Origin of the sequence: Kitasatospora sp. MAA4, from assembly GCF_029893355.1 — a bacterium.
In the GTDB taxonomy this organism is placed as follows: Bacteria; Actinomycetota; Actinomycetes; order Streptomycetales; family Streptomycetaceae; genus Kitasatospora.
In genome coordinates, this window is record NZ_JARZAI010000008.1 from 145,766 (window position 1) to 171,141 (window position 25,376).

23 protein-coding genes are annotated in these 25,376 nt (G+C 71.8%); 7 read left to right on the forward strand and 16 right to left on the reverse strand.

Annotated features, from left to right (window positions below):
* Window positions 1-15 precede the first annotated feature (15 nt).
* Window positions 16-189, forward strand: coding sequence for a hypothetical protein (locus P3T37_RS13410; protein ID WP_280723797.1), 174 nt, complete (start codon window positions 16-18; stop codon window positions 187-189).
* On the opposite strand, the gene P3T37_RS13415 is transcribed toward P3T37_RS13410, so the two are convergent.
* From P3T37_RS13415 to P3T37_RS13450, 8 genes are all read right to left on the reverse strand, one after another.
* Window positions 153-896 carry an amino acid ABC transporter ATP-binding protein gene (locus tag P3T37_RS13415; protein ID WP_280723798.1) on the reverse strand — a complete coding sequence of 248 codons (744 nt, stop codon included), beginning with the start codon at window positions 894-896 and terminating at the stop codon, window positions 153-155. The genes P3T37_RS13410 and P3T37_RS13415 overlap by 37 nt on opposite strands.
* Entirely contained in the window at window positions 893-1,774 is an 882-nt protein-coding gene (locus P3T37_RS13420; protein ID WP_280723800.1) for an amino acid ABC transporter permease, read from the reverse strand. Before P3T37_RS13420 ends, P3T37_RS13415 begins: the two co-directional genes overlap by 4 nt.
* Before the next feature lie 11 nt (window positions 1,775-1,785).
* Window positions 1,786-2,658 (reverse strand): ABC transporter substrate-binding protein, encoded by an 873-nt coding sequence (locus tag P3T37_RS13425; RefSeq protein WP_280723801.1) that lies wholly within the window; start codon window positions 2,656-2,658, stop codon window positions 1,786-1,788.
* A gap of 38 nt (window positions 2,659-2,696) precedes the next feature.
* On the reverse strand, window positions 2,697-3,533 hold the full coding sequence (locus tag P3T37_RS13430) for an SAM hydroxide adenosyltransferase (protein WP_280723802.1): 837 nt from the start codon (window positions 3,531-3,533) through the stop codon (window positions 2,697-2,699).
* 238 nt (window positions 3,534-3,771) lie between these two features.
* Complete coding sequence (locus P3T37_RS13435) at window positions 3,772-4,569, reverse strand: neprosin family prolyl endopeptidase (RefSeq protein ID WP_280723803.1); 798 nt, start codon at window positions 4,567-4,569, stop codon at window positions 3,772-3,774.
* 121 nt (window positions 4,570-4,690) lie between these two features.
* Entirely contained in the window at window positions 4,691-5,773 is a 1,083-nt protein-coding gene (locus P3T37_RS13440) for an ABC transporter substrate-binding protein (RefSeq protein ID WP_280723804.1), read from the reverse strand.
* A gap of 29 nt (window positions 5,774-5,802) precedes the next feature.
* Window positions 5,803-6,681, reverse strand: coding sequence for an ABC transporter permease (locus P3T37_RS13445; protein WP_280723805.1), 879 nt, complete (start codon window positions 6,679-6,681; stop codon window positions 5,803-5,805).
* The gene (locus tag P3T37_RS13450) at window positions 6,678-7,538 is read right to left on the reverse strand and encodes an ABC transporter ATP-binding protein (protein WP_280723807.1); all 861 of its coding nucleotides are present in this window, start codon (window positions 7,536-7,538) and stop codon (window positions 6,678-6,680) included. The genes P3T37_RS13445 and P3T37_RS13450 overlap by 4 nt, the downstream gene beginning before the upstream one ends.
* A 217-nt stretch (window positions 7,539-7,755) precedes the next feature.
* Between P3T37_RS13450 and P3T37_RS13455 the strand changes: the two genes are divergently transcribed.
* The 3 genes from P3T37_RS13455 to P3T37_RS13465 all read left to right on the forward strand — a co-directional run bounded on the left by P3T37_RS13455 (window position 7,756) and on the right by P3T37_RS13465 (window position 14,318).
* The gene (locus P3T37_RS13455) at window positions 7,756-9,381 is read left to right on the forward strand and encodes a sensor histidine kinase (RefSeq protein ID WP_280723808.1); all 1,626 of its coding nucleotides are present in this window, start codon (window positions 7,756-7,758) and stop codon (window positions 9,379-9,381) included.
* The gene (locus P3T37_RS13460; RefSeq protein ID WP_280723809.1) at window positions 9,378-10,079 is read left to right on the forward strand and encodes a response regulator; all 702 of its coding nucleotides are present in this window, start codon (window positions 9,378-9,380) and stop codon (window positions 10,077-10,079) included. The genes P3T37_RS13455 and P3T37_RS13460 overlap by 4 nt, the downstream gene beginning before the upstream one ends.
* Before the next feature lie 156 nt (window positions 10,080-10,235).
* On the forward strand, window positions 10,236-14,318 hold the full coding sequence (locus P3T37_RS13465; RefSeq protein ID WP_280723810.1) for a bifunctional nitrate reductase/sulfite reductase flavoprotein subunit alpha: 4,083 nt from the start codon (window positions 10,236-10,238) through the stop codon (window positions 14,316-14,318).
* Here the strand turns inward: P3T37_RS13465 and P3T37_RS13470 are convergent.
* Complete coding sequence (locus P3T37_RS13470) at window positions 14,312-15,028, reverse strand: response regulator (protein WP_280723811.1); 717 nt, start codon at window positions 15,026-15,028, stop codon at window positions 14,312-14,314. The two genes, P3T37_RS13465 and P3T37_RS13470, sit on opposite strands and share 7 nt — an antisense overlap.
* Entirely contained in the window at window positions 15,025-16,653 is a 1,629-nt protein-coding gene (locus P3T37_RS13475) for a sensor histidine kinase (RefSeq protein ID WP_280723812.1), read from the reverse strand. Before P3T37_RS13475 ends, P3T37_RS13470 begins: the two co-directional genes overlap by 4 nt.
* 138 nt (window positions 16,654-16,791) lie before the next feature.
* Here P3T37_RS13475 and P3T37_RS13480 point away from each other — a divergent pair, with 138 nt between their 5' ends.
* Entirely contained in the window at window positions 16,792-18,165 is a 1,374-nt protein-coding gene (locus P3T37_RS13480) for a cation:dicarboxylase symporter family transporter (RefSeq protein WP_280723813.1), read from the forward strand.
* 8 nt (window positions 18,166-18,173) lie between these two features.
* On the opposite strand, the gene P3T37_RS13485 is transcribed toward P3T37_RS13480, so the two are convergent.
* The gene (locus P3T37_RS13485) at window positions 18,174-19,391 is read right to left on the reverse strand and encodes a DUF4185 domain-containing protein (protein WP_280723814.1); all 1,218 of its coding nucleotides are present in this window, start codon (window positions 19,389-19,391) and stop codon (window positions 18,174-18,176) included.
* A gap of 290 nt (window positions 19,392-19,681) precedes the next feature.
* On the opposite strand from P3T37_RS13485, the gene P3T37_RS13490 reads away from it, so the two are divergent.
* Window positions 19,682-20,674 carry a helix-turn-helix domain-containing protein gene (locus P3T37_RS13490; RefSeq protein ID WP_280723815.1) on the forward strand — a complete coding sequence of 331 codons (993 nt, stop codon included), beginning with the start codon at window positions 19,682-19,684 and terminating at the stop codon, window positions 20,672-20,674.
* A 34-nt stretch (window positions 20,675-20,708) separates the two neighbouring features.
* Here the strand turns inward: P3T37_RS13490 and P3T37_RS13495 are convergent, their stop codons facing one another.
* The 3 genes from P3T37_RS13495 to P3T37_RS13505 all read right to left on the reverse strand — a co-directional run bounded on the left by P3T37_RS13495 (window position 20,709) and on the right by P3T37_RS13505 (window position 23,225).
* Window positions 20,709-21,917 (reverse strand): hypothetical protein, encoded by a 1,209-nt coding sequence (locus P3T37_RS13495; protein ID WP_280723816.1) that lies wholly within the window; start codon window positions 21,915-21,917, stop codon window positions 20,709-20,711.
* Window positions 21,918-22,032: 115 nt separating this feature from the next.
* The gene (locus tag P3T37_RS13500) at window positions 22,033-22,659 is read right to left on the reverse strand and encodes a hypothetical protein (RefSeq protein WP_280723817.1); all 627 of its coding nucleotides are present in this window, start codon (window positions 22,657-22,659) and stop codon (window positions 22,033-22,035) included.
* Window positions 22,656-23,225 carry an RNA polymerase sigma factor gene (locus P3T37_RS13505; RefSeq protein WP_280723818.1) on the reverse strand — a complete coding sequence of 190 codons (570 nt, stop codon included), beginning with the start codon at window positions 23,223-23,225 and terminating at the stop codon, window positions 22,656-22,658. Before P3T37_RS13505 ends, P3T37_RS13500 begins: the two co-directional genes overlap by 4 nt.
* 302 nt (window positions 23,226-23,527) lie before the next feature.
* Between P3T37_RS13505 and P3T37_RS13510 the strand changes: the two genes are divergently transcribed.
* A complete protein-coding gene (locus P3T37_RS13510; RefSeq protein ID WP_280723921.1) occupies window positions 23,528-24,535 on the forward strand; it encodes an alpha/beta hydrolase-fold protein in 1,008 nt (335 codons plus the stop codon).
* 7 nt (window positions 24,536-24,542) lie between these two features.
* Here P3T37_RS13510 and P3T37_RS13515 read toward each other — a convergent pair whose 3' ends face one another.
* Entirely contained in the window at window positions 24,543-24,962 is a 420-nt protein-coding gene (locus P3T37_RS13515; RefSeq protein ID WP_280723819.1) for an SgcJ/EcaC family oxidoreductase, read from the reverse strand.
* A 7-nt stretch (window positions 24,963-24,969) separates the two neighbouring features.
* The gene (locus tag P3T37_RS13520; RefSeq protein WP_280723820.1) at window positions 24,970-25,368 is read right to left on the reverse strand and encodes a bifunctional 3-phenylpropionate/cinnamic acid dioxygenase ferredoxin subunit; all 399 of its coding nucleotides are present in this window, start codon (window positions 25,366-25,368) and stop codon (window positions 24,970-24,972) included.
* Window positions 25,369-25,376: the final 8 nt, after the last annotated feature.

The window sequence follows — 25,376 nt, forward strand, 5'->3', positions numbered from 1 at the left end:
CCGCAGGGTGGGGGCATGAACGCCACCCAGCAGCACATGCTCGACGTCCACCGCGCCGCCCAGCACCGGACGCTGCCCCCGCCCGCCCCCGGCGCGGGCGACTGGCCCGGCTGGTGGAGGGCGGCGCGGGCACTACTCGGGACCACTCGGGACTACGAGTGGTCGAGGACGCGGGAGAGGAAGCGCTGAGTGGCCTGCTGCCGCGGAGCGGTGAGCACCTGCTCCGCCGTGCCCTGCTCCAGGATCACGCCGTCCTCCAGGAAGCAGACCTGGTCGGCGACCTGGCGTGCGAAGCCCATCTCGTGGGTGGCCATCAGGATGGTCAGCCCGCGCTGCTTGAGGTCCGCGACCACGTCCAGGACCTCGCCCACCAGCTCGGGGTCGAGCGCCGAGGTGATCTCGTCGAAGAGCAGCAGGTCCGGTTCGGTGGCCAGGGCGCGGGCGATCGCGGCGCGCTGCTGCTGTCCGCCGGAGAGCCGGTCGGGGTGGTCCTGCGCCTTGTCCGCGAGTCCGAGCCGGTCCAGCAGTTCGAGGGCCGACGCCTCGGCCTGCCGTCGCGGCACGCCGTGCACCCGGCGCGGCGCGAGTGTGATGTTGTCCAGCACGCTCAGGTGCGGGAACAGGTTGTAGGCCTGGAAGACGATGCCGATCCGCCGGCGTGCCAGGTTGGCGTCCAGGCGGGGGTCGGTCAGCTCGCTCTCGCCGAGGTGGACGGTGCCGTCGTCGACGACCTCCAGCAGGTCCACGCAGCGCAGCAGCGTCGACTTGCCCGAGCCCGAACCGCCGATCAGGCAGACGACCTGGTGCTCGGCGACGTCCAGGTCGATCGAGCGCAGCACCAGGCGTGACCCGTACTGCTTGCGCACGCCGCGGATCCGCAGCAGCGGCTCGCTCATCGTCCCGCCTCCGCCCAGGTGCGCTGCGCCGCGCGCCGCTGGAGGCGGTCGGCGAAGCGGGTCAACGGGATGGTCACCGCGATGAACAAGAGTGCCGCTCCCAGATAAGGGGTGTAGTTGAAGTCGTAGTCGGCCTTGATCTGCGCGGCCCGCAGCGCCTCCAGCGGACCGAGGACGGCGACCAGCGCGGTGTCCTTCTGCAGCGCGATGAAGTCGTTGAGCAGGGGCGGCAGGACGTTGCGCACCGCCTGCGGCAGCACCACGTGCCGCAGGGTCTGACGCTCGTTCAACCCCAGCGCCCGCGCGGCGTTCCGCTGGGCCGGGTGCACCGAGTTCAGCCCCGCGCGCAGCACCTCGCCGACGTAGGCCGCGTAGGAGAGCACCAGCGCGATCACCCCGAGCACCCAGGGCTGGGTGGGCGTGCCCTGCAGGCGCAGGGCCGGCAGCCCGAACCCGATCAGGAAGACCAGCAGCAGGGTCGGCACGCCGCGGAAGACGTCCACGTACACGGTCGCCGCCAGCCGCAGCGGCTGAAGGCCCGGCGCACGGGTCACCCGTACCAGGGCGATCAGCAGGCCAAGGCCCAGGATCAGCACCTCGGCGATCAGGAACATCTGGACGTTGAGCCAGAAGCCCCGCAGGATCTCCGGGAGCGTGCTCCGGAACTCCGCGCCGTTCAGGAACAGGCTGTGCACGCGCTCCCAGCCGGGCGAGGCGACCGCGGCCGCCCCCAGCGCCAGCAGGCAGAACAGGGTGCACAGGGCGGCGATCCAGGTGTTGCGCCGCCTGCGGGAACGGCGGAACCGCTCGCGCTCGCGCTCCCGGGCGCTCGGTCGGTAGTCCTCGTCCGGCGGCGCGGCCTGTGTGGTGAAGTCCATGGTCGGCCCCGCTACGGCTTCAGCTCGGGGACGTTCGCCGAGGCGGACAGCCACTGGTCGGTGATCTTGGCGAGCGTGCCGTCCGCCTTGAGGGCGCTCAGCGCCTGGCTGACGCAGGAGGTCAGTCCGCTGCCCTTCTGCAGCAGCAGGCCGAACTCCTCGGGGGCGCCGCCGTCGTAGCCGAACTGACCGAGGATCTTGGCGTTGTTCAGCTCCGAACCGGCCAGGTAGAACACGGTCGGCAGGTCGGTGACGATCGCGTCGATCTGGCCGTTCTGCAGCGCGTTGACCTCGTCGTTGGTGGTGTTGAAGACGCTCGGCTGGTGCGAGGGCTTGAGCTCGCCGAGCACGGCCTGGTAGCTGGTGGTGGCCACCTGCACGCCGATCCTGGCGTCCTTGAGCGCGCCCAGCGAAGTGGCGGTCGCGTACTTGGAGTTGGCCAGGGTGAGGACGCCCTGGTCGGCCGTGTAGTAGCTGGTGGAGAAATCCACTGCCTGGGCGCGCTGCGGGGTGTTGGAGATCTCGTTGATGTCGAAGTCGAAGTTCTTCGCGCCCGGGGCATAGGAGTTGTCGAAGGGTTCGACCACCCACTTCACCTGGCTCTGGCCGAAACCGAGCTTGCCGGCCACCGCGTACGCCACCGCGCTCTCGAAGCCCTTCCCGTTGGCCGGGGTGTTGCTGTCGAACCACGGCGAATAGGCCGGCGAGTCGGTGGCGACGGTCAACTGTCCGCTCTTGTGGAGGCTGGGGTTGTTCGTCGTGCAGGTGGCACTGGCGGAGCCGGTCGCCGTCGCCGAGGTCTGCGGCTGCGGCGCGCAGGCGGCGGCCGTCAGCACGACGGCGGCCGCGACGGAAGCCGAAAGGGCTATGCGGGTACGGGACATGGTGAACTCCTTTTTCGAAAAAGCTTAGTGACGACGTGTCAGCTGGTGGGATGAAGGACCCGGTCGCCCTCGCGCAGGCCGAACAGTTCGGCTGCGGAGCCACCGCGCACCACCAGTTCGGCGAATCCGACACCGGAACTCCCGATGGTGATTCCCGCCTCGCCGAGCGGAACGTCGGGCAGCCGGTCGTAGCAGCGGACCTGGACGCTGCGCCCGTCGCGCCGGCTGCGGACGGGCAGACCTGCCGCGCCGTCGAAGCCGGGCAGGGCGGCGGCGGGCCGATCCAGCTTGCAGTTGCCGAAGTTGTCCACGACGGCGACCCGCACCGCCTCCGCAACGGGCTGCCGCACCGGGAGCGGCTGCGCGGGGACCGGGCGGCCGTCCGCCAGCCAGCGGGCCAGCAGCGGCACGTACCAGAGGCTGCGGAACTGGGTCCGTACGATCTCCTCGACCTCGGCCGGAGCCAGCTCGGCCCACTCGCCGGCCGCAGCCTCCAGCACCTCGCGGACGTCGGTGACCTGGACTTCCGCCAGGCCCAGATAGGCCGCCAGCGGCGCGAGGACCCGGTGGTTCACCGTGCTGATGACCAGGTGGTCCCCGTGGCGGAAGTAGCAGAACGGCGCGCCGTTGGGCCAGTGCCCGTCCCGGGGCGCGATGTTGACCAGGACCACGACCGGGTGCGTCGGCCCGCCGATCAGATCCGTGGAGCGCAGCAGGTCGAGGAGCGTGAGGGCGGCGGCACCCTCCGGGTCCGGTCCGCTCAGCGGAAGGACGGTCGGTGTGGCGCCGAAGAGGGTGGCGATCCGGGCGGACTGCCGGGCCAGCGCGTTGGGGTCGGCGCAGTCGGTGAGGGAGATGACCGGTGGATGCGTCACGGCGGGTTCTTCGCCTTCTGTCGGGGACGACGAGGTATGTGGGGGCAACAAAAAACGGACCCCCCGTTTCCGGAGGGTCCGTCGCGTCTGGCGCGCACACGGCTTCGCTAGCGAAGCGCCTCCGAAGTTCGGGGCATCATTCGCATCATGGCGAGTGCGGTGGTGTGCAGCATGGAGCGGACAGTAGCACCACGCCGACGCCACCCGCACCACCTGTCCACTACCTGAACACCGGTGGTCAGCAGGCGCTGCCGGTGCCCGATCCGCCGAGGTGGAACGAGGTGGCGGTGGCGCTGCCGTAGTTGTAGGCGCTGGGGTCGGTCGCCCGGACGGTGAAGTCCGGTTGGTCGCGGGACCCGTAGAGCTGGTAGTCGGAGATGGCGGAGGAGTTCGACCAGGTGCCGCAGGAGCCGTTGCCCATCCAGCTCCCGCTGGCCTGCTCGGGGTCGGCCACTTCGCCGAAGGCGCTGACGAGTTGGGCGCTGGTGAAGGTGTCGGCGTGGGTGGCCGGGTCCTGCCAGAGCGCGTCGGGGAAGTCGCCGACGGCGTGGCCGTTGTAGTAGATCCACCAGGCCTGCGAGCCGCTGTCGTGGCTGATCTGGAAGGTGGCGGTGCTCCCCGAGGTGACGGGCATGCCGGCCCAGGCGCCGGTGCCGGTGGCCGGGACGAAGCCGCAGCCGTTGTAGCAGGAGACCTGGCCGTTGACCCAGTGGAAGACGAACAGGTGCGGCAGGTAGTCGCCGTTGACCTGCGGGTCGACGGTCCAGCCCACCTCGATGGTGGACTGCTGGTTCGCATCCTGGAGGGAGAGCTCCTGCAGCGAGTGGCCCTGCGGGCTCGCCACGTACGGGGTGGCCTGCATCATGGTGACGCCGGCGCCGGCGGCCTGGGTGATCTGCTGGCCGGAGACGTAGCTGAACCACGCGCCGTTGCGGTACGTCGCGGCGTCCGCGCTCTGCGCGGGCAGCAGGAGGGTGAGCCCCAGCACGGCGGCGCCGAGTGCGCCGAGTGCGCCGAGTGGTCTTCGAACGGACATGAGTGTCCCTTCAGTCATGAGGTAACTTCACTTACATGGCTGGTTAAGTTAGAGGGTGCGGGAATGCCCCGCAAGCCCCGCGACCGAGTGGGTTTCGGCGGCGGAGCTGCGGGGCGTGGTCTCAGCCGTTCGCGCCGGCCGGGGGCGTGGTGGTGGTGAATCCCTCGGACTTGTTGGCGGCGACGGCGAAGTCGTTGGTGAAGGTCGGGGCGAGGTTGACGGAGTCGGTCTTCACGCCGACCAGCTTCTCGGTCGCCAGGACGGTCCTGGGGCCGCCGGCCGGCATGATGCCGTCGGGCAGGAACTGGCCCTTGTCCTCGGTGAGCGCGGCGATGTAGTCGGCCTTGGAGACGGTGCCGTTGGAGACGTAGGAGGGCGGCAGGGCGCCGGCGATGTCGGCGGCGGAGTGCGTGTCGATCCAGTGCATCGTGGCGACCAGGGCGTCGACCACCTTCTGCGCGGCGTCCTTGTGGGCGTTCACCCAGGCGCTGGTGGCGAGCACGCCCGCGGAGGGCCAGGTGCCGCCCATCGCCTGCTGGGCACCGGTGGTGGTGGCCAGGTCGATCGCCGAGTAGCCGATGTTCTTCTTCTCCATGGCGACGACCGTCGGCTGGGTGGTCATCACACAGGCGGTCTTGCCGTTCTGCAGGGCGGCCACCGCGGTGGCTCCGGCGCCGACGCCGATCCGGGTGTACTGGCTCGTCCTGAGGTTGTTCTGCCCGGCCAGGAACTGGGTGAGGGTGTCGGTGCCCGAACCGAGGTCGGTGACGCCGAGCGTCTTGCCGGCCCAGTCGGCGGCCGAGTGGACGCCGCTGCCGGTGGCGCACATCTCGCGCTCTCCCGGCGCTCCGGAGAGGTTGACGATGTCCTCGACCGCCTTGCCCTTCACCTGGAAGTCGATGGTGTGGACGTACCAGGCACCGGCCATGTCGACCTGGCCCGAGGCCATCGCGTCCTCGGCGCCGACACCGCCGTCGGTCTCGGTGCTGAGCACGACGTTGACGCCGTACTTCTTGTAGAAGCCGAGCTGGTCGGCGAGCTTGTACGGCAGGTAGATCTGCTTGTCGATGCCGCCGACCATGAGTCTGACGGTCGGCACGCCGGCGCCGGCGCTGGAACTACCGGTGGAGCCGGAGCAGGCGGTGAGCGCGGCGCAGAGGGTGAGGGCGCCGGCCAGTGAGCTGGTGAGAGTCCGCTTGAGCATGATGATCCAGGCCTTTCGTCAGAGGGGGGTTAGATGGCCGCGGCTTCGGACGGCGCCGGCGGTCGCCAGGAGAGCAGCCGTCGCTCCAGCTTGGTGAGCAGCCACTCGGCGGTGAGCGCGATGATCGCGATCACGAACATCGTGGCGAACACCCCGTTGGGGTCGAAGCTGTTCTGAGCGGTCTTGATGACCAGCCCCAGCCCGCTCTGGGCACCGAGCACCTCGCCGACCAGCGCGCCGACGATGGCGAACCCGAAGGCGGTGTGCAGGCTGGCGATGATCCAGGTCAGCGCCGAGGGAACGACCACGTGCCGCACGATCTGCAGCGGTGAGGCGCCGAGCACCCGCGCGTTGGCGAGGATGTTGCGATCGACCTCCCGGACGCCCTGGAAGGCGTTGAAGAAGACCACGAAGAACACCAGCACCGCGGCGAGCAGCACCTTGGGCGTCTCGCCGATGCCGAAGGCGACCACGAAGATCGACCCGAGCACGATGCGCGGAATGGCGTTCACGACCTTGATGTACGGCCCGAACACGTCGGCCAGGAAGCGGTTCTGGCCCAGCGCGACACCGAAGACGATGCCGGTGACCGCGCCGGCGACGAAGCCGAACACCGCCTCCCGCAGGGTGGTTTCGATCTGCACCCAGTACGAGCCGAACTCGGTGGCCTGGTCCCCCTGCGAGAAGTAGTCGACGAGCCGCCGGGCGATCCCGCTGGGCTGCCCGAAGAAGAACGGGTCCAACCACCCCCAGGTGGTGACCAGTTGCCAGCCGCCGACGACCACGACGGCCACTGCCAGCCGCGCCGCCAGGACCAGCAGCCTGCGCCGCCGCACCGCGCGGACCCCTGCTCCGGTGGCGGCGGCGAGTTCCGCGCTCGGCGCCTTGGTCCCGACCGCACTGCTCATGAGTTCTCTCCCGTCGTGCGTGCGTAGGCGCGCTCCACCTCTTCGCGGAGCGACGTCCAGATCTGGTGGTGGAGTTCGAGGAAGCGCGGCTGGAAGCGGATGTCCTGCACCGAACCGCGCGGGCGCGGCAGGTCGATGTCGTAGACGGCCTTCACCGATCCGGGCCCCGAGGTCATCACGACCACGCGGTCGGCCAGGGCGACGGCCTCCTCCAGGTCGTGGGTGATGAAGAGGACCGACGGACGCAGCTGCTCCCAGAGGCCGATCAACTCGTTCGACATGATCGCCTTGGTCTGGACGTCGAGCGCCCCGAACGGTTCGTCCATCAGCAGGATCGACGGTTCGTTGATCAGCGCGGCGGCCATCGCCACCCGCTTGCGCATACCGCCGGACAGTTGGTGGGGGTGGTGGTCCTCGAAGCCGGCCAGCCCGACCCGGCGCAGCCAGTCCCGCGCCGAGGCGTGGGCCTGCTTCTTGCCGACACCGCGGAACATCGGGCCCATCGCCACGTTGCCGAGCACGGTCTTCCAGGGCAGCAGCGCATCGGCCTGGAACATGAAGCTGATGCCGTCGGTGATGCCGTCCACCTCGCGGCCGCCGACCAGGACCGTGCCCTCGCTCGGCCGGTCCAGACCGGACACCAGGCCCAGCGTGGTCGACTTCCCGCAGCCGGTCGGCCCGACCACCGCGCAGAACTGGCCCGGCTCGACGTCGAACGTCACGTCGCGCAGCGCGGTGAAGGCCTCGCCGCTGGGGGACAGGAACCTCTTGGTCACCCCGGATATCTCGATCCGGGCGTCCGCCCGACCGGTTCGGCCGGTGGCCGGGGGCGTCGCGACCTCGTCTCGCACAGCCATCGAATCCGTCTCCTTCACTGGGTGGGTGTCGAGAAGGTAGGACCGGCGCCCGGGTCGGCGGGAGTCTTGCGAGCATTGCGCGGCTTCATCGCGTTGCTGTGGGTTCTGCTCGTTCTGCGCAGCGTCGCGGGGGTGGGCAAACCCGTGCTCACCAGGCACAATCGCCGGACGTGCAGACGCGGCCACGGGGGGCAGGAGAGGTACGGAGGTGGGCCCGATGGCCCGATCGAGCGGGCAGGGCCGGAAACTCTCGGCACGGATCCTGGTGAGCCAGCTGGTCATTCTGGCCATCACCAGTGCGATCGGCTTCGTGCTGCTGGCCTACGCGCAGCGGGCCCAGCTGGACCGCGAGTACGAGCAGCGCGCGCTCGCCATCGCCAGGACCGCCGCCGCCGATCCGCAGATCAGCCGGGCCATGGCGGACGGCGGGGACGGCGGCGTCGTGCAGAGCGTGGCCGGCCGGATCGGGACTGCCTCCGGCGCGGCGTACGTCGTGGTCATCGACCTGCACGGCATCCGGCACTCCCACCCGCACCCCGACCTGATCGGCAGGGCGGTGGACGAGCCGATCGCGGTGCTGGACGGCCGGTCGCACACCGGGATGGACAACGGCGCGACGGGCCGCTCGGCCAACGCCAAGGCGCCGCTGTACGGGCCGTCGGGAGCGCTGGTCGGCGAGGTGTCCGTGGGCATCGACGAGCGGGACGTCCTCGGACACCTGCGCCGCGAGCTCTCCAGCTTCGGCCTGTACGCCGCGATCGCGCTGGCGGTCGGCTGCGTCGCCTCCTACGTGCTGGCCCGCCGGCTCAAGCGCTCCACGTTCGGACTGGAGCTGGAGGAGATAGCCGGCCTGCTCCAGGACCGCGAGGCGATGCTGCACGGCATTCGCGAGGGCGTGCTGGCCTTCGACCCGCAGGACCGGATCACCGTGGTCAACGACGAGGCCCGCCGCCTGCTGGGCCTGGGCACCGCGCTCGGCTCCCGGCTGGACGAGGTGCTGCCGGACGGACGGCTGCGCCGGGCGCTGGACGGCACCCTGGAGGGCAGCGACCTCACCGTCCTCACCGACAGCCACTGCCTGGCCGTCAACCGGATGCCGGTCGCCCTGCACGGCCGCGCGCTCGGCGCCGTGGTCACCGTCCGCGACCGTACCGAACTGGTCGGCCTGCTACGGGAGTTGGACTCGGTCCGCGGTCTCACCGACGCGCTCCGGGCCCAGCAGCACGAGTTCGCCAACCGCCTGCACACGCTGGCCGGCCTGCTGGAACTGGGCGAGCACCAGGCCGCGTTGGACTACGCGGTCGAACTCGGCCGCACCGACCCGCCGATGGCCGAGGAGGTCCGCGACCGGATCGGCAACCCGCTGATGGTGGGCCTGATCGTGGCCAAGATCACGGTGGCCGCCGAGCGAGGCGTGCGGATCGAGCTCAGTGCGGAGTCCCGGCTCGGTGAGCAGCCCGGCCACATGCCCCGGCTGCTCACCATCACCGGCAACCTGCTGGACAACGCCGTCGAGGCGGCCCAGGGGCACGGCCGCTGCGAGGTGCGGCTCGCGCTGGTCGAGACCCGCGAGGCGATCACCGTGACCGTCCAGGACACCGGCCCGGGCATCCCGCCGGGCTCCGCCGAGAAGATCTTCGAGGACGGCTGGTCCACCAGCCCCGACCGCGGCACCGCCCGCCGCGGCCTCGGGTTGGCCCTGGTCCACCGGCTGGTCCAGCGGCACGGCGGCACCATCACCGTCAGCGAGGGCCCCGGAGCGGTCTTCACCGTCCGCCTCCCGCTGCCCGCCGTGCCCGAACCCGCCGTACGCGACGCCGCCGTGCTGGAGGGTGCGCGGTGATCCGGACCCTGGTGATCGACGACGACTTCCGCGTCAACGCGATCCACTGCGCCTACGTGGGCCGCGTCCCCGGCTTCGAGGTGGCCGGACAGCAGTCCACCGTCGCCGGATCCGTCGAGGCGGTCCGGGCGCTGCGCCCCGACCTGCTGCTGCTCGACGTCTACCTGCCCGACGGCAGCGGCCTGGACGTGCTGCGCACGCTGACCGCCGACCCCGACGGCGGCCGGCCCGACGCCCTGGTGATCACCGCGGCCCGCGACGTCGCCTCGGTGCGGGCCGCCATGCAGCTGGGCGCGACCGGCTACCTGGTCAAGCCGTTCGGCTTCGCCGCGCTCTCCGAGCGGCTGGCGGGCTACCGCGAACTGCGCACCCGGATGGCCGCCCTCGACCCGGCCGCCGAGAACGGCCAGGCCGAGGTGGACGCCCTCTTCAGCGCGGCGCGCCCCGCCGCGCTGCCCGCCCTGCCGGCCAAGGGCCACTCCGCGCCGACCCTCTCGGTGGTGCTGGCCGCCGTCCGCGCGGAGCCGGGCGACCTGTCGGCCAGCCAGGTGGCGACCCGCACCGGCGTGTCCCGGGCCACCGCTCAGCGCTACCTCTCCTACCTGGTGCGCGAGGGCCTGGTCGCCCTCGAACTGCGCTACGGCGCCACCGGCCGCCCCGAGCACCGCTACCGGTTCACCGCCCGGCCCTCGATCTGAGAGCCTGCGGGCGGAAGCTCACGTGCAGGTGGTGACCGGTGTGCGGGTGTGTTAACGATCGGCGTGTGACGGGCGTGACGAGGCGGTAATCGCGGCGGCTTAGGGTGCTGACGGTGGGGGTCTCCCGCGACGAGGACTGCAAGCCGAGGGGGCCCTGTGACGGCGTCGGGCCAGAATGCCACCAGCACGGTGAAGACCGTCTGCTCGTACTGCGGCGTCGGCTGCGGAATGCTGCTCGACATCGTGCGGGACGCGGGCAGCGGGCGGCGCGCGGTGGCCAAGGCGTCCGGGGACAGGTCCCACCCGGCGAACGCCGGCCGGCTCTGCACCAAGGGCGCCACCAGCGCGGACCTGCTGGCCGCCCCCGGCCGGCTGGAGAGCGCCCTGGTGCGGGCCGAGCGCGGCGCCCAGCCCGTGGCCACCGACATGGACGCCGCGATCACCGCCACCGCTCGGCGGCTTCGGGCGATCCTGGACGAACACGGCCCGGACGCCCTGTCGTTCTACGTCTCCGGCCAAATGACGCTGGAGGCACAGTACTTGGCGAACAAGCTGGCCAAGGGCTTCGTGCGCACCAACCAGATCGAGTCCAACTCCCGTCTCTGCATGGCCAGTGCGGGCACCGGTTACAAGCTCTCGCTGGGCGCGGACGGCCCGCCGGGCTCCTACCGGGACTTCGAGCACGCGGACGTCTTCCTCGTCATCGGCGCCAACATGGCCGACTGCCACCCGATTCTGTTCCTGCGGATGATGGAGCGGGTGAAGGCGGGCGCCAAGCTCATCGTCGTGGACCCGCGGCGAAGTGCGACCGCTGACAGGGCCGACCTCTTCCTGCCGGTGCGGCCCGGCACCGACCTGGCGCTGCTCAACGGGCTGCTGGCCCTGCTGGTGGAGAACGGCCACACGGACCCGGCCTTCGTGGCGGAGTTCACCGAGGGCTGGGAGCAGATGCCCGGCTTCCTCGCGGACTACCCGGCCGCCGGGGTCGCCGAGATCACCGGCGTGCCGGAGGCCGACATCCGGCGGGCGGCGCGGCTCATCGGCGAGGCCGGCGAGTGGATGAGCTGCTGGACGATGGGCCTCAACCAGTCCACGCACGGCACCTGGAACACCAACGCCCTGGTCAACCTGCACCTGGCGACCGGCGCGATCTGCCGCCCGGGGAGCGGCCCGTTCTCGCTCACCGGCCAGCCCAACGCGATGGGTGGGCGCGAGATGGGCTACATGGGACCGGGGCTGCCCGGCCAGCGCTCGGTGGCCGTGCCCGAGGAGCGGGCGTTCACCGAGAGGCTCTGGGGCATCCCGCCCGGCACCCTGCGCACCGAAGTCGGCCGGGGCACCGTCGAGATGTTCTCCCGGATGGCGCAGGGCGCCATCAAGGCCTGCTGGATCATCTGCACCAACCCGGTCGCCTCGGTCGCCAACCGCAGGACCGTCATCGCCGGCCTGGAGGCCGCCGAACTCGTCATCACCCAGGACGTCTTCGCCGACACCGAGACCAACGCGTACGCCGATGTGGTGCTGCCGGCCGCGATGTGGGCCGAGTCCGAGGGCGTGATGGTCAACTCCGAGCGCAACCTGACCCTCGTCCAGCCGGCCGCCGACCCCGTCGGGCAGGCGCTGCCGGACTGGCGGATCATCGCCCGGGTCGCCTGCGAGATGGGCTTCCAGGACGCCTTCGACTACACCAGCGCCGAGGAGGTCTTCGAGGAGATCAAGCAGGCCTGGAACCCGAAGACCGGCTACGACCTGCGCGGAGTGACGTACGAACGGCTCCGCGACACCCCGGTCCAGTGGCCCAGCGCCACCGTCGAGGGCCCCGACCGCAACCCGATCCGCTACCTCAACGACGGCGTCAGCCAGACCCTGCTGGAACGCCCCGACGGCAGTCGCCCCCGGCTGGCCTTCCCCACCGCGAGCGGCCGCGCCTCCTTCTTCGCCCGCCCCCACCTGCCGGCCGCCGAACTCCCGGACGACGACTTCCCGTTCGTGCTGAACACCGGCCGGCTCCAGCACCAGTGGCACACCCTGACCAAGACGGGCAAGGTCGCCAAGCTCAACAGGCTCGACCCCGGTCCGTTCGTGGAGATCCACCCGCAGGACGCGGCGGCGCTCGGCGTCGCCGAGGGGGACCGCCTGGAGGTCGCGTCGCGGCGCGGGCGGGCGGTGCTGCCGGCCGTCGTCACGGACCGGGTGCGGCCGGGGAACTGCTTCGCGCCGTTCCACTGGAACGACCTCTTCGGCGAGTACCTGAGCATCAACGCCGTCACGAACGACGCCGTCGACCCGCTCTCCTTCCAACCCGAATTCAAGGCCTGCGCCGTCTCGTTGAAGGTGGTGACCGCGCCCCTGGCGCCCGTGCCCGCTGCCGCCGAGCCCGTCGCGGTGCTCAGCGGACTGTTCGGTCTCGCCGACCTCGCCCCGCCCGCCTTCACCACCGGTGAACGGCACTTCCTGTCGGGCTTCCTCACCGGCCTGGGGAGCGCGCCGTCGACGTCGGCGACCGTGCCGGTGCTGCCCGACGGCGTCCCCATCGCCCCCGAGCGTGCGCTGTGGGTCAACGGCGTGCTGGCGGGCGTGTTCTCCCGTCTGGTGTCCGGCGGTGCGGCGACGGTCTCCGCGCCGCCGTCGGCGCAGGAGGTCATGGTGTTGTGGGCGTCGCAGACCGGCAACGCGCAGGAGGTCGCCGCCGCGGCCGCCGAGCGCCTGGCCGCGTCGGGCCGACGGCCCAGACTCCTCGGCATGGACGACGTCACCCCCGCCGACCTGCCCGCCGGGGTGCCGGCCCTGTTCATCACCAGCACCTTCGGCGACGGGGACGCTCCGGACAACGGATCCGGGTTCTGGAAGGCGCTGTCCGCCGGCGACCTCCCCGAGGTCGCCGGCCTGCGGTACGCGGTCCTGGCGCTCGGCGACTCCAGCTACGACGACTTCTGCGGCCACGGCCGGCGGCTCGACCAGCGCCTCAGCGAACTCGGCGGCATCCGGCTCACCCCGCGCACCGAGTGCGAACCCGACTACGGCGAGGCCGCCGGGCAGTGGCTCGACCACGTCCTCACCGCCCTGGCCGCGAGCTCTGATCAACCGGCAACCCCGGCCGCCCGGTCCGGCTACTCGAAGAGCTCGCCCTTCGCCACCCTGCTGATCGGCAACCGGCTGCTGAGCCTGCCCGGCTCCGCCAAGGAGGTCCGGCAGTTCGCCTTCGACACCCGCGGCGGCGATCACGGCGACCTCGTCTACGAGGCCGGCGACGCGCTCGGCGTCTGGCCCGCCAACTCCGCCGAACTCGTCGCGGAATGGCTCGCCGTCACCGGCCTGGACCCCGGCGACGCCGTGTCCGTTCCCGACGTGGGCGACCTGCCCCTCGGCGAGGCGCTGCGCACCCGGCTGGAGATCGCCAGGATCACCCCGGACCTGCTGCGCTTCGTCGCCGAGCGCACCGGCGACCGGGACCTGCGGCGGCTGCTCCGCCCGGACAACAAGGGCGAGCTGGCGAAGTGGAGTTGGGGCCGGCAGGCGGTGGACGTGATGGGCGCCTTCCCGGTCCGGGCGACCGCGGCCGAGTGGGCCGGCGTCCTCAGGCGCCTTCAGCCGCGCCTCTATTCGATATCCTCCAGCCCGCTCGCCCACCCCGGCGAGGTCCGCCTGACGGTGTCCGTGGTGCGCTACACCAACGACCGCGGCAGGGACCGCAGCGGCGTCTGCTCCAGCTACCTCGCCGACGCCGCCGACGACGGGCCGGTGCCCGTCTTCGTCCAGCGCTCCCCGGGATTCCGCCCTCCCGCGGACTCCGGCACGCCGATGATCATGGTGGGCCCGGGCACCGGCATCGCGCCCTTCCTCGGCTTCCTGGAGGACCGCCAGGCCCGCGGCCACACCGGTCCGAACTGGCTGATCTTCGGCGAGCAGCGCGAGGCGACCGACTTCTACTACCGCGAGGAGCTCGCCGCCTTCCAGGCGTCCGGCCACCTCGACCGCCTGGACCTCGCCTTCTCCCGCGACCAGCGCGCCAAGGTCTACGTCCAGGACCGCATGCGCGAGCAGGGTCCCCGGCTGTGGGACTGGCTGCGCGGCGGCGCCCACTTCTACGTCTGCGGCGACGCCGGCCGGATGGCCAGGGACGTCGACCGGGCACTGCGCGACATCGCCTGTGCCCATGGCGGCCTGACCGAGGACGAAGCCGCGGCATACGTCAAGCAGCTGGCCGCCGACCGGCGTTACGTCCGGGACGTCTACTGATCGGGCCTGTTCCGGGCCCGGTAGCAGAGTTCGGGTCGTCCGACCTGGCCGTAGCGCGGTTCGCGGAGGGCCAGGCCGGTGTCCACCAGGTGTTCCAGGTAGCGTCTCGCGGTGATCCGCGAGACGCCCGCCCGCGTGCCGGCGGCGGCAGCCGAGAGGCTGCCGTCCGCCTGCCGCAGCACCGCTGCGACGGCCTCCAGGGTGGGTGCGCTCAGGCCCTTCGGGAGGGTGTTGCGCTCGGAGGTCCGCAGCACGGCGAAGGCCTGGTCCACCTCGTCCTGCCCGGTGGCCTCGCCCGCCCGGGCCAGCGACGCGCGGTAGCGGGCGTAGCGGTCCAGGCGCTCGTGCAGGGTGGCGGCGGCGAACGGCTTGAGCAGGTACTGCACCACGCCCGCCGACACCGCCTGGCGGACCGTCGCCAGCTCGCGTGCCGAGGTCACGGCGATGATGTCGGTGCCGTGCCCGGCGGCCCGCAGGGTGCGGCACAGCTGGAGGCCGTGGCCGTCCGGCAGGTGGAGATCGAGCAGCGTGAGGTCCACCGGGCGGCCCGCGGCCCGGGCGCTCTCCAGGAGGCGCAGCGCCTGGGCCGCCGAGTGCGCCGTGCCGGCGGTCCGGAAGCCGGGTGCGCGGTTGACGTGCAGCGCGTGCGCCTCGGCCGCCACCGGGTCGTCCTCGACCACCAGCACGTCGATCGTCGCGGTCCGGGTCATCGCACGGCCCCCGCTGATTGGAGGGGCAGTCGGACCGTCAGTACGGCGCCCCGCTCGCGTCCGACCTCCACGGCGCCGCCGTTGCGCCGGGCCGCCTGGGCGACCAGCGCGAGGCCGAGGCCGTGCCCGCGCTCCTCCTTGGTGGACCAGCCGCGCCGGAACACCTCCTCGACCTCGCCCGGCTCGATCCCGGCTCCGGTGTCGGCGACCCGCAGCAGCAGCCGGTCGGAGTCGATCCGCGCGGTCACCGCCACCTCGGGCGGGCCAGGGTGCGCGGCGGAGTTGGCGATCGCGGCGTCCACGGCGTTGTCGATCAGGTTGCCGAGTATCGTCACCAGGTCGCGGGCAGGCAGCTCGGGCGGCAGCACGCCGTCGTCGATGCGACTGTCCTCGGTGAGCGTCAACTCCACGCCGCGCTCGGCCGCTTCGGCGGTCTTGCCGAGCAGCAGCGCGGCCAGCACCGGTTCGCTGACGGCGCTCACCACCCGGTCGGTGAGGCGTTGGGCGAGTTCGAGTTCGGCGGTGGCGAACTCCACGGCCTCGCGGTACCGCCCGAGTTCGACCAGGACGACCACCGCGTGCAGCCGGTTCGCGGCCTCGTGGGCCTGCGCGCCGAGCGCCTCGGAGAAGCCCCGGACGGAGTCCAACTCACCGTTCAACGACTGGAGTTCGGTGTGGTCGCGGAGGGTGACCACGGTGCCGAGGGCGGGCCCTGGACCGATCGCCGAGGTGTTCAGTACCACCACCCGGTCCGCCGTGAGGTGCACCTCGTCGTGCGCCGGATCGGCGCCCAGCACCGAACGGGTCAGCGCCTCGGGCAGCGCGAGTTCGGCGAACTGCCGTCCCTCCGCGGGGCCTTCGAGGCCGAGCAGCTCGCGGGCCGCGTCGTTGCAGAGCACCACCGTGCCCGCGCGGTCGAGCAGGATCAGGCCCTCCCGGACCGAGTGCAGCGTCGCCTGGTGGTAGTCGTAGAGGTGGCTCAGCTCGTCGGCACCCATGCCGTGGGTGTGCCGGCGCAGCCGCGCGTTGGCCAGGTAGCTGCCGAGGCCGCCGACCGCGAGTGCGGCCAGCGCGACCCCGGCCAGCACGATCAGCGGGCCGTTCAGTTGCCGGCTGATCGACTGCACTCTGATGCCGACGCTGACCAGTGCGATCACCCGCCCCCGGTCGTCCTGGACCGGGGTGACCACCCGCACCGACGGACCGAGGGTGCCGGTGTAGGTCTCCCTGACGATCCCGCCGGCCAGTGCCTGCTCGATGTGGCCGAGGAAGGGCCGGCCGATCTGTGCCGGGTCGGGGTGGGTCCAGCGCACCCCGTGCGTGTCCATCACCGTGACGAAGGCGACGCCCGCGTCCGCACACACCCGCTGAGCGTAGGGCTGGAGCACCTCGGTGGGGTCCGGTCCGGTGGCCGCCTGCCGGACGGTGGGGGAGTCCGCGACCGCGCGGGCGGTGGCGGTGACCTGGCCGAAGGCCGCGTCCCGGGCGCGCTCGGCGACCGTCAGGTACGCCAGGACCGCGCTGCCGGCGAGCACGACGGCGACGATCACGATCTGGACGGCGAAGAGCTGCCCCGCGAGGCTGCGCGGCAGCCGGCGCGGTGGCGAGGGCGGGCGGAGGGGCATGGCAGTCAGTGTGCCTCTGCGGTGAGCTCCGCCGTGAACTCTATGAACGCAAACGTGACGCCCGTCACCTCCAGCGCCGATAGTCGGAGCGGCCCGCCACCCAGGGCCAGCAGGGCCAGTAGCTGAAGGAGCCGACGCATGGCGATCACCGCAACCGACCGGACGAGACCGGCCGACCGCACGCACTACCTCTACCTTGCCGTCCTGGCGGCGGTCCTGGCCGGCATCGTGCTCGGCCTGGCGGCGCCGTCGTTCGCCGTCCAGCTCAAGCCGGTCGGGACGGGCTTCGTCAACCTGATCAAGATGATGATCAGCCCGGTGATCTTCTGCACCATCGTGCTGGGCGTCGGTTCGGTGAGCAAGGCCGCCAAGGTCGGCCGGGTGGGCGGCCTGGCGCTCGGCTACTTCCTGGTGATGTCCACCGTCGCGCTCGGCCTCGGCCTGGTGGTCGGCAACCTGCTGGAGCCGGGCTCGGGCCTGCACCTGACCCAGGCGCTCGCCAAGGCCGGCCACGCCCAGGTGGCGGCCGGCCAGCAGAGCACCACCGACTTCCTGCTCGGCATCATCCCGACCAGCCTGGTCTCCGCGCTCACCCAGGGCCAGGTGCTCCAGACCCTGCTGGTCGCGCTGCTCTGCGGGTTCGCGCTCCAGGCGCTGGGCAGTGCCGGCGCGCCGGTGCTGCGCGGCGTGGAGCACCTTCAGCGGCTGGTCTTCCGGGTCATGTCGATGATCATGTGGGTGGCCCCGATCGGCGCCTTCGGCGCGATGGCGGCGGTGGTCGGCGCGACCGGCACCGCAGCGCTCAAGAGCCTGGCCGTCATCATGATCGGCTTCTACCTGACCTGCGGGATCTTCGTCCTCGTGGTGCTCGGCCTGCTGCTGCGCCTGGTCGCCGGCGTCAACGTCCTCGCGCTGCTGCGCTACCTGAGCCGCGAGTTGCTGCTAATCCTCTCCACCTCCTCCTCCGAGAGCGCGCTGCCGCGGCTGATCGCCAAGATGGAGCACCTCGGCGTCAGCCGTCCGGTGGTGGGCATCACCGTGCCGACCGGCTACAGCTTCAACCTGGACGGCACCGCCATCTACCTGACGATGTCCTCGATCTTCATCTCACAGGCGATGGACCGGCCGCTCTCGCTCGGCCAGCAGTTCTCGCTGCTGATCTTCATGGTGATCGCCAGCAAGGGCGCCGCCGGCGTCACCGGCGCCGGCCTCGCCACCCTGGCCGGCGGCCTCCAGTCGCACCGGCCCGAACTCGTGGACGGCGTCGGCCTGATCGTCGGCATCGACCGCTTCATGTCCGAGGCCCGCGCGCTGACCAACTTCGCCGGAAACGCGGTGGCCACCGTCCTGATCGGCCACTGGACCGGCGAGATCGACCACGCCCGGGCCACCGAGGTGCTCGCCGGCCGCCTCCCGTTCGACGAGACCGTCCTCGCCGACCCCACCGGCGACCCCACCGCCGACCCGGCCGCCATCCCCGAGCAGCCCGTGGCTGAATCCGCGCGGGGTTAGCGCCGCTGTTACGGGTTGATCCCGTCGTACTGGAGCACCCGGTACGGCGACTGCCCCTGCTGCCCGTTCCACTGCGAGACCATCAGCGTCAGCGAGTTCGCGTTCGCGCTGCCCGGGTGGATGTAGCCGCCGTAGAGGTAGGGGAGCTGGGGACGGCCCCAATGGCTCGGCGGCAGGACGTTGTTGCCGACGATCTGCGGCTTGGGCGCCGTCCAGACGGCGTCGGGGCGGGGCGCGGTGCGGGTGCAGATCGAGTAGTCGTCGACGTCGAAGTAGCTCATGCAGTAGGTGCCGTTGATCCGCTTGACGGAGAACTCGCCGATGTTGTTGCCGGAGAGGATGACCGAGGGTGGGGCCGCCTGGGTCCACTGCCAGGAGCCGTTGAGGTAGGCCCAGTTCTGCTGGGCGCCGAAGTTGCCGGCCCGGAAGTCGTTCGGCTGGATCCGGAAGAGCTGGATCGCGCCGCCGTCGGCGGTGTTGCGGTGGCTGCCGTTCCAGCGCTTGGAGAAGATGTAGAGCCAGCCGTCCGGGTCGATGCCGGCGAAGGACCACATGCCGTACATGGACTGGTTGTTGTGCTGGGTGTCGCCCGCCCAGTGGTACGGGTAGTCCTGCCAGGTCACGCCGAAGTCGTCGGAGTAGGCGACCCCTGACATCAGCGAGCCGTCGTAGCCGGCCGGCGGGGCCCAGACCGCCACCGAGGTGTACTGGATGTAGGTGCGACCGCCGAACTCGATGCAGTCGTTGGGGATCCGGCTGAACTCCCAGCCGTACCCGTTGTCCGTCTGGTGCGCGTAGTTGAACATCTGGTTGGCCCGGCCGCCGGTCGGCATCGCCCAGGTGAAGGAGATCGGCGAGCCGCCGCTGCTGTCGAAGTTCGACTGGGCGAGCATCACCGGCGAGCCCAGGTAGGGATCGCGCTGGGCGGAGTTGGCCCAGGAGTCGCCGAAGACGTAGCCCCAGGAGCCGTCGTGCTCCCGGAAGTAGGGGATGCCGAGGTCTCCGGAGCCCAGGCCCTGCGCGCTCGCCGAGTCGCCGGGCGTGTCGCACAGCGCCGTGCCGCTCTGGGCCATCGGCGTGAGGGCCGGTCGGGGAGCGGCGGGGCTCGCGGAGGCGGCGCCGGCGGTGCTGCCGAGCAGGCCCGCGCCCAGGGTCAGGCCGGCGCCGGCGCGCAGCAGCGAGCGGCGGGTGACCTCGGCGGCGTCCGGCTGGGAAGGGTGGGACATCGAGTGGTCCTCCAGAGGGTGGGTGCGGCTGCGGCCACCGATGAGCGACCGCTTGCTGACGGTGTGTGAACTACCGCACATGGCAGATCCGGTGGAAAGCGGAGAAGCGGCGCCCACGAAGCGGTTGGATGTTGTCATGGCTGGTGCGAAACGGGGGTGCCGCGCCCCATCAAACCCGGCCCGGACGGCGCCGTCACGGCCTCACGGCCTGCTCGGACAAAGGCCGGACAAAGTCCGGACGAGGCTCGGACGCGCTCGGACGAGGCTCGGACGACAGGGAGGATCAGCAGGTGGGACGTCAGGAACAACCGCTCGACGCCGGGGCAGGCCCACTGGCGGTCTTCGCGCTGGACCTGCGAGAGCTGCGGCGCCAGGCCGGCAGCCCGCCCTACCGCCAACTGGCCGCCCGCATCAACTACTCCGCCTCCACGCTCGCCGAGGCCTGCGCCGGCCGCCGACTGCCGAGCGAGGCGGTGCTGGCCGCGTTCGTGACCGCCTGCGGCGGCGACGCGGTGGAGTGGGAGCGCCGTCGAGTGCGCACGCACCGGCTGATCACCCGGCCGCTGGTTACGGTCGCGGAGGTGGTGGCGGAGGCTTCGCCCGTGCTCGACGCGTCGCCGGCACCACCGCAGGTGCGGCGCCGCGTCCTCGGTCCGCTGCTCGCGGTGCTGTCCGCCCTCACCTTCAGTGCCTGCGTCCCGGGCGACTCCGCCGCATCCGGTGCATCCGGTGCATCCGGCGCAACCGGCGCAACCGGCGCCTTGGCGACCGCCACCGCACGGTGGCTGCGCCCCGGCACCGACATTCCCGCGCAGTACCTGGGCCTGATCATCGAGGCGGGCACGGGCTGCCCCGAACCGGAGATCACCCCGGCCCTGATCGCGGCCATGCTCAAGGCAGAGAGCGGCTTCGACCCGAACCTGAGCGACCCGGCCAAGGACGAGTACGGCATCGCCCGCTGGACGCCTCGGGTGCTCCGCTACTATCTGCCGTCCGACCGTCAGGGAACCGTCCCCGTACCGCCGTTCACCGCTGAGGACTCGATCCTCGCGGTCGGCCGGATGCTCTGCGCCATCGCCCCGGAGCTCCAGGGCGTCCCGGGCGACCCGGCCCTCAATCTCGCCGCGGCCTACCGCACCGCCACCTGGGTGGTGCAGAGCCGGGACCAGGCCAGGCTGGCGGCCATCCAGCCCTACCTGGACCAGGTCGGCGGGAACCTCCTGCACTACCGTCCGGCACAGCCGATCGCGCAGGTCACGGCGGGGCCGGGTACCCCCGGGTGACCGGCTGAGGCACGGTCGCCCGGGGGACCGCCGGTCAGCGCGAGGCCGACTGGGCGGCCTGGTAGACGGCGAGCTCCTCGTCGCCGAAGTGGGTGGCCTCCATCTGCGGACCCTGCAACCAGCCCAGCCAGGCGAGCAGGCTGATGCCCCGGTTGGGGTCGTTGTAGCGGGAGTTGACGGCTGTCTGGACGCCGGCGCCGGTGGCCGGGTCGAAGTTCTGCAGCCAGGGGCCGCCGCTGCAGCCGGGGGCCTGGGCGCTGTCCAGCACGTCGAACGGGAGGACCGGGTCGGCGTGGGACTGGCCCTGAGTGACCATCATGGACCGGCCGTCGAACCCACGCCAGAGAGCCTGGGGTGCGCCGTTGGAGGCCGCGGTGCCGTTGTTGTTGTTCGGCCAGTACCAGTTGCGCTCATTGGTCTGCGGGTAGCCGAACATGTAGTCGTACTGGTTCTGCGGCTGGTTGAAGGCGACCTGCTGGGCGCCGGTCACCTCGGCGATCGGGCGCGGGTCGGTGGGGTTGGCGACCAGCAGCGCGGCCATGTCGCGGCCGAGCGCCCAGTCGGCGCTGTTGCTCCAGGTGTTGGTGATCCAGGAACGGGTCACACCCCAGACGCCGTACGGCGCGATGTCCTTGCCCGGCAGAGCGGTGCTGGTGGTGCCGCGCGGCAGGTCGGCGCCGTTGTAGCCGGGGACGAAGACCACGTTGGTGGCGATGTAGTGCAGGTCGTGAACGCCCAGGGCGCCGGCGAACGGGACGTTGACCGCAAGGCAGTGGCCGGCGGTGAGCACCACGCTCTGGTTGGCGCTGGTCACCACGTCGGCGGAGCAGGCATCCGAGGTGACGGCGCCGCTGTCCAGGTCCTTGACCCGCATGAAGAGCTTGCCGGCGGTCCGCGAGACCAGCCCCTGCCCGCCGGGCCAGGGCGCGCTGAGGTTGTCCCAGCCGGTCTGCGCTGCGAAGGCGTCCGTTCCGTCGTCGTTCAGCCCGGCCGCCGCCATGGTGGCCAGCGTCCAGTAGTTCACCTCGGCCTGGAGGTCCTGCTGGTAGTTCGGGCCGGCCGCGACCAGCGGCGGCAGTTCGACCGCACTGGTGTCGGCCTGGGCCGGGGCTGCGGCGCCGAGCAGGCCGGCCGTCAGGCCGAGCGCACCGAGCACGGCGGCCGCCGCTCGGGCGGTGAAGCGGTTCATCAGGCCGCCGCGCGGCGCTGCTGCGGTCGGGTCGTGGTCGTGGTCGTGGCGCATGCTCTCCCCTTGGTGTGACGGCTGCGGGCGGTCCCCCGCGGCCTCTGGTACACACCTGGGCAGGCGGCGCCGTATGACACGGCGGCCCGGGTTTCTCGCGCTCTGACCGTGAGTCCTACGGCGATGCGGGATCGGTTGCGCAGAGCGGGACTTCGGTGCTGTTGCGGGTGCGCACCCCGGGCAGCCAGCCGGTGCCGCCGTCGGGGAGGGTGACGTGGTACCAGCGGGCGGAGGAGACCCCGGCCTCGTCGATCACCACGGTGCCGTCGGTGATCACGCAGTCGCTGGTGACCCGCTCGCCGTGCCAGACCCGGCCCACCGTGTTCCGCTCGGCGTAGGCGGCGTGCGGGTTGTCCACCACGGAGAGCGAGCACTCGATGGTGTGCAGGGACTGGCAGGCGGCTTCGGCGTTGTAGACGGTGAGGGACACGCCCTTGGCGCCGGGGGCGAGCGGGGGCAACTCCCAGCGGTGCGGGCGCAGCATGCCGGTGCCGAGCAGTACGGCGGCGGCGACGGCGAGGGTGGCGACGGAGGCCACCAGAGGGGACAGCCAGCTGCGGTTGCGGGAGCGCGGGCGCGGCGTGGGGGCCGGGCGGCCGTCGCGGATCCGGTCCCAGAGGTCGGCTGGGACCTCGACGGACTCGGTGCCCGCCCGCAGCAGGGCGCCCAGCACCGCCTCGGGGTCGGCGACGGGTTCCCTGTCCGGGCCGGGCTCGCTGCTGTGCGGGTGTTCGCGCCTCATCGGTCGGCGTCCTTGAGCAGGGTGCGGAGGTGGGAGAGCGCCCGGGAGCGGGCCCGAGCGACGGTGCCGCGGTGGACGCCCAGCACGGCGGCGGCCTCGTCGATGGTATGCGCGTCGAGGTCGACCAGCAGCACGGCAGCCGCCTGTTTGACGGTGAGTTGGCTCAGCAGCCAGCGCACCTGCCACTCGGCCTCGCGCAGCACCACCGGGCCGACCGGGTCCGGGGTGTCGGGCACCTGGTCGGTGAGGATGTGCCAGGCGCGCCGCCGGCGGTTGTTGTGCACCACGCTGACCAGGGCCCGGAAGGCGTAGGCGTACGGAACCGGGTGAGTGGTGAACTGCCGGGGGTAGCGGCGGAGTTTGAGGTAGGTGTCGTGCACCGCGTCCTGAGCGCTGTCGCCGGCCAGGACGACGGCCCGGCGGTAGAGGCGCGGCAGCAGGGTGCTGAAGACGGCGTCGAAGTCGGCGGGCGCGGCGGGCGGACCGGCGGCGGGCGGACCGGCGTCAGGCGGACCGGCGTCAGGCGGACCGGCGACGGGCGGATCGGCCACTGGCGACGCGGACATGTCATCTGCTTCGAACTGCCTGTCGACCGTCACTGCGACCACCCCCGGGGTCCTTCTTACCACCCGGTAGCTTCGCGGCGCCGGTGATCTCGGCAGCCCTTCGGAAAAATCACGGGCCCGGTGTCATACGGCGTCGGCCCGCCAGGTGTGTTCATCCCGGCAGTGCCCACCCCTGCCCACCCGTACCCACCCAGCTCCGAGGAGTTCACCCGATGAAGTCGTTCCTGCCCGCCTGGCGCCGACGGACCAGGGCGGCGGCCGCCACGGTCGCCGCCGTCCTGGCGGCCGCGACCCTGCTGGTCATGCCCGCCGCGCACGCCGCCGACCCGGTCCCGCCCGCCCTGACCGACGGCTTCGGCCTGACCCAGGTCGCCCCCGCGACCGGCACCGCCGACAACTTCGTCCTCACCGTGACCACCGCCCAGGTGGCCGGCCCGCACCACATCCGGGTCATCCTGCCGGTCGGGTACGCGGACAACCCGACCAAGCGGTACCCCGTTTTCTACCTGCTGCACGGCACCTCCGACGACCCCGGCAACCCGGGCCTGGCCTTCCCGGCGCTGACCGCCTCCAGCGCGATGATCACCGTCATCCCCGACGGCGGCCTGCGCGGCTGGTACGCCGACTGGCTCGACCAGTCCACCGCCGCCGGCGCCCAGCACTGGGAGACCTTCCACCTCACCCAGGTGATCCCCTTCATCGACGCCAACCTGCGCACCATTGCCACCAAGCAGGGCCGCGGCATCGGCGGCATCTCGATGGGCGGCCTGGGCGCGCTGCGCTACTCGCAGGACCGCCCCGACCTGTTCAGCCAGGTCGCCACCTTCTCCGGCGCCGACGACATCTCCGGCGACGAGGCCGTGGTCCGCGCCGCGGTGGTCGGCACCCTGACCAACGTGGGCGGCCTGTGCGGCAACGCCTCCGACCCGAACTGCCCGTTCAACTTCGGTCCCACCGTGTCGAGCGACGCCGTCTTCGGCTCGCCCTACCCCGTCTTCAACGCCGACTGGCGCTGGAACGAGGCCGACCCCTCCACCCACATGGACAAGCTGGCCGGCATGGGCATCTCCCTCTACGTCGGCAACGGCCAGGGCAACGGCCCCAACACGGCCGAGGAGTTCCTCGCCGAGTCCGCCACCCTCCACGTGCGGGATCACCTGGACGCCCTGGGCATGCCGTACTACCTCGTGGACTACGGCAACGGCGCCACCTGGGGCACCAACTGCGGCGGCGGGCACAACGGCTACTGCTGGGCACAGGACCTGGTGGACTACGTGCCGCGCCTGGAGCAGGCGTTCGCGAGTAGCTGACGTACCGTCAGGCAGGCCATCCGGGAGATCCAACTGTCCCTTGACAGTTGAGGACGGCGAATCGCCACGACCCGTCGGCCGACCGGCGGGCGACGGCCGTCGTCGTTCCGGTCGGCGAGATCAGGGTGCCGTCCGGCAACGTCGCCTCCAGGGTCCAGTCGACGATGCTCAGGGCCGTGTCGCCCCCGATCTGGGTGAACCTGGGCTTGTTGGTCAGGCGCGCCTGAGCCGCGATCGTCTGGAGCGTCTCAGCGCGCAGCGCCTCCCGGTCGGTGAGGACTTCGCCGGTGAAGGTGCGCATCGACGCGTCCTGGTGGAACAGCGCCAGGACAGCGTCGGCGTCCCCGGCGTTGAGCGCGTCCTGGTACGCGAACGGGAGGCGGGCCGGGTCGACGATCCCGGTGTTGACGGGTTCCTGGCCGTCCATGGCTGACTCACTCCTCGCGTGGGTCCGATCCGGAGCGGACAGTATCGCGCGCTCCGGATCCAACTATCGCCGAACCGCGATCAGGTCCTGCCGGTTCGCCGACCGTGGCGTGGAGGATGACGTACCCGTCCTCCACGGTGACCCGGTGGGTCCGCAGCGGCTGCTTGGCCGGCGGGCAGGTCGGTCGGCCGGTGCGCAGGTCGAACGAGGCTGCGTGCAGGGGGCATTCGATGAGGCAGCCGTCCAGCCAGCCGTCGGCGAGGGAGGCGTCCTGGTGGGTGCAGGTGTCGTCGACGGCGTAGATGACGCCGTCGGCGTTGAAGAGGGCGACCGGTGCGGCCACGCCGTCGGTCACCCGGAGTGCCTCGCCCGGGGGTAGGTCTTCGATCCGGCACACCGTGATCATGGGAGCCT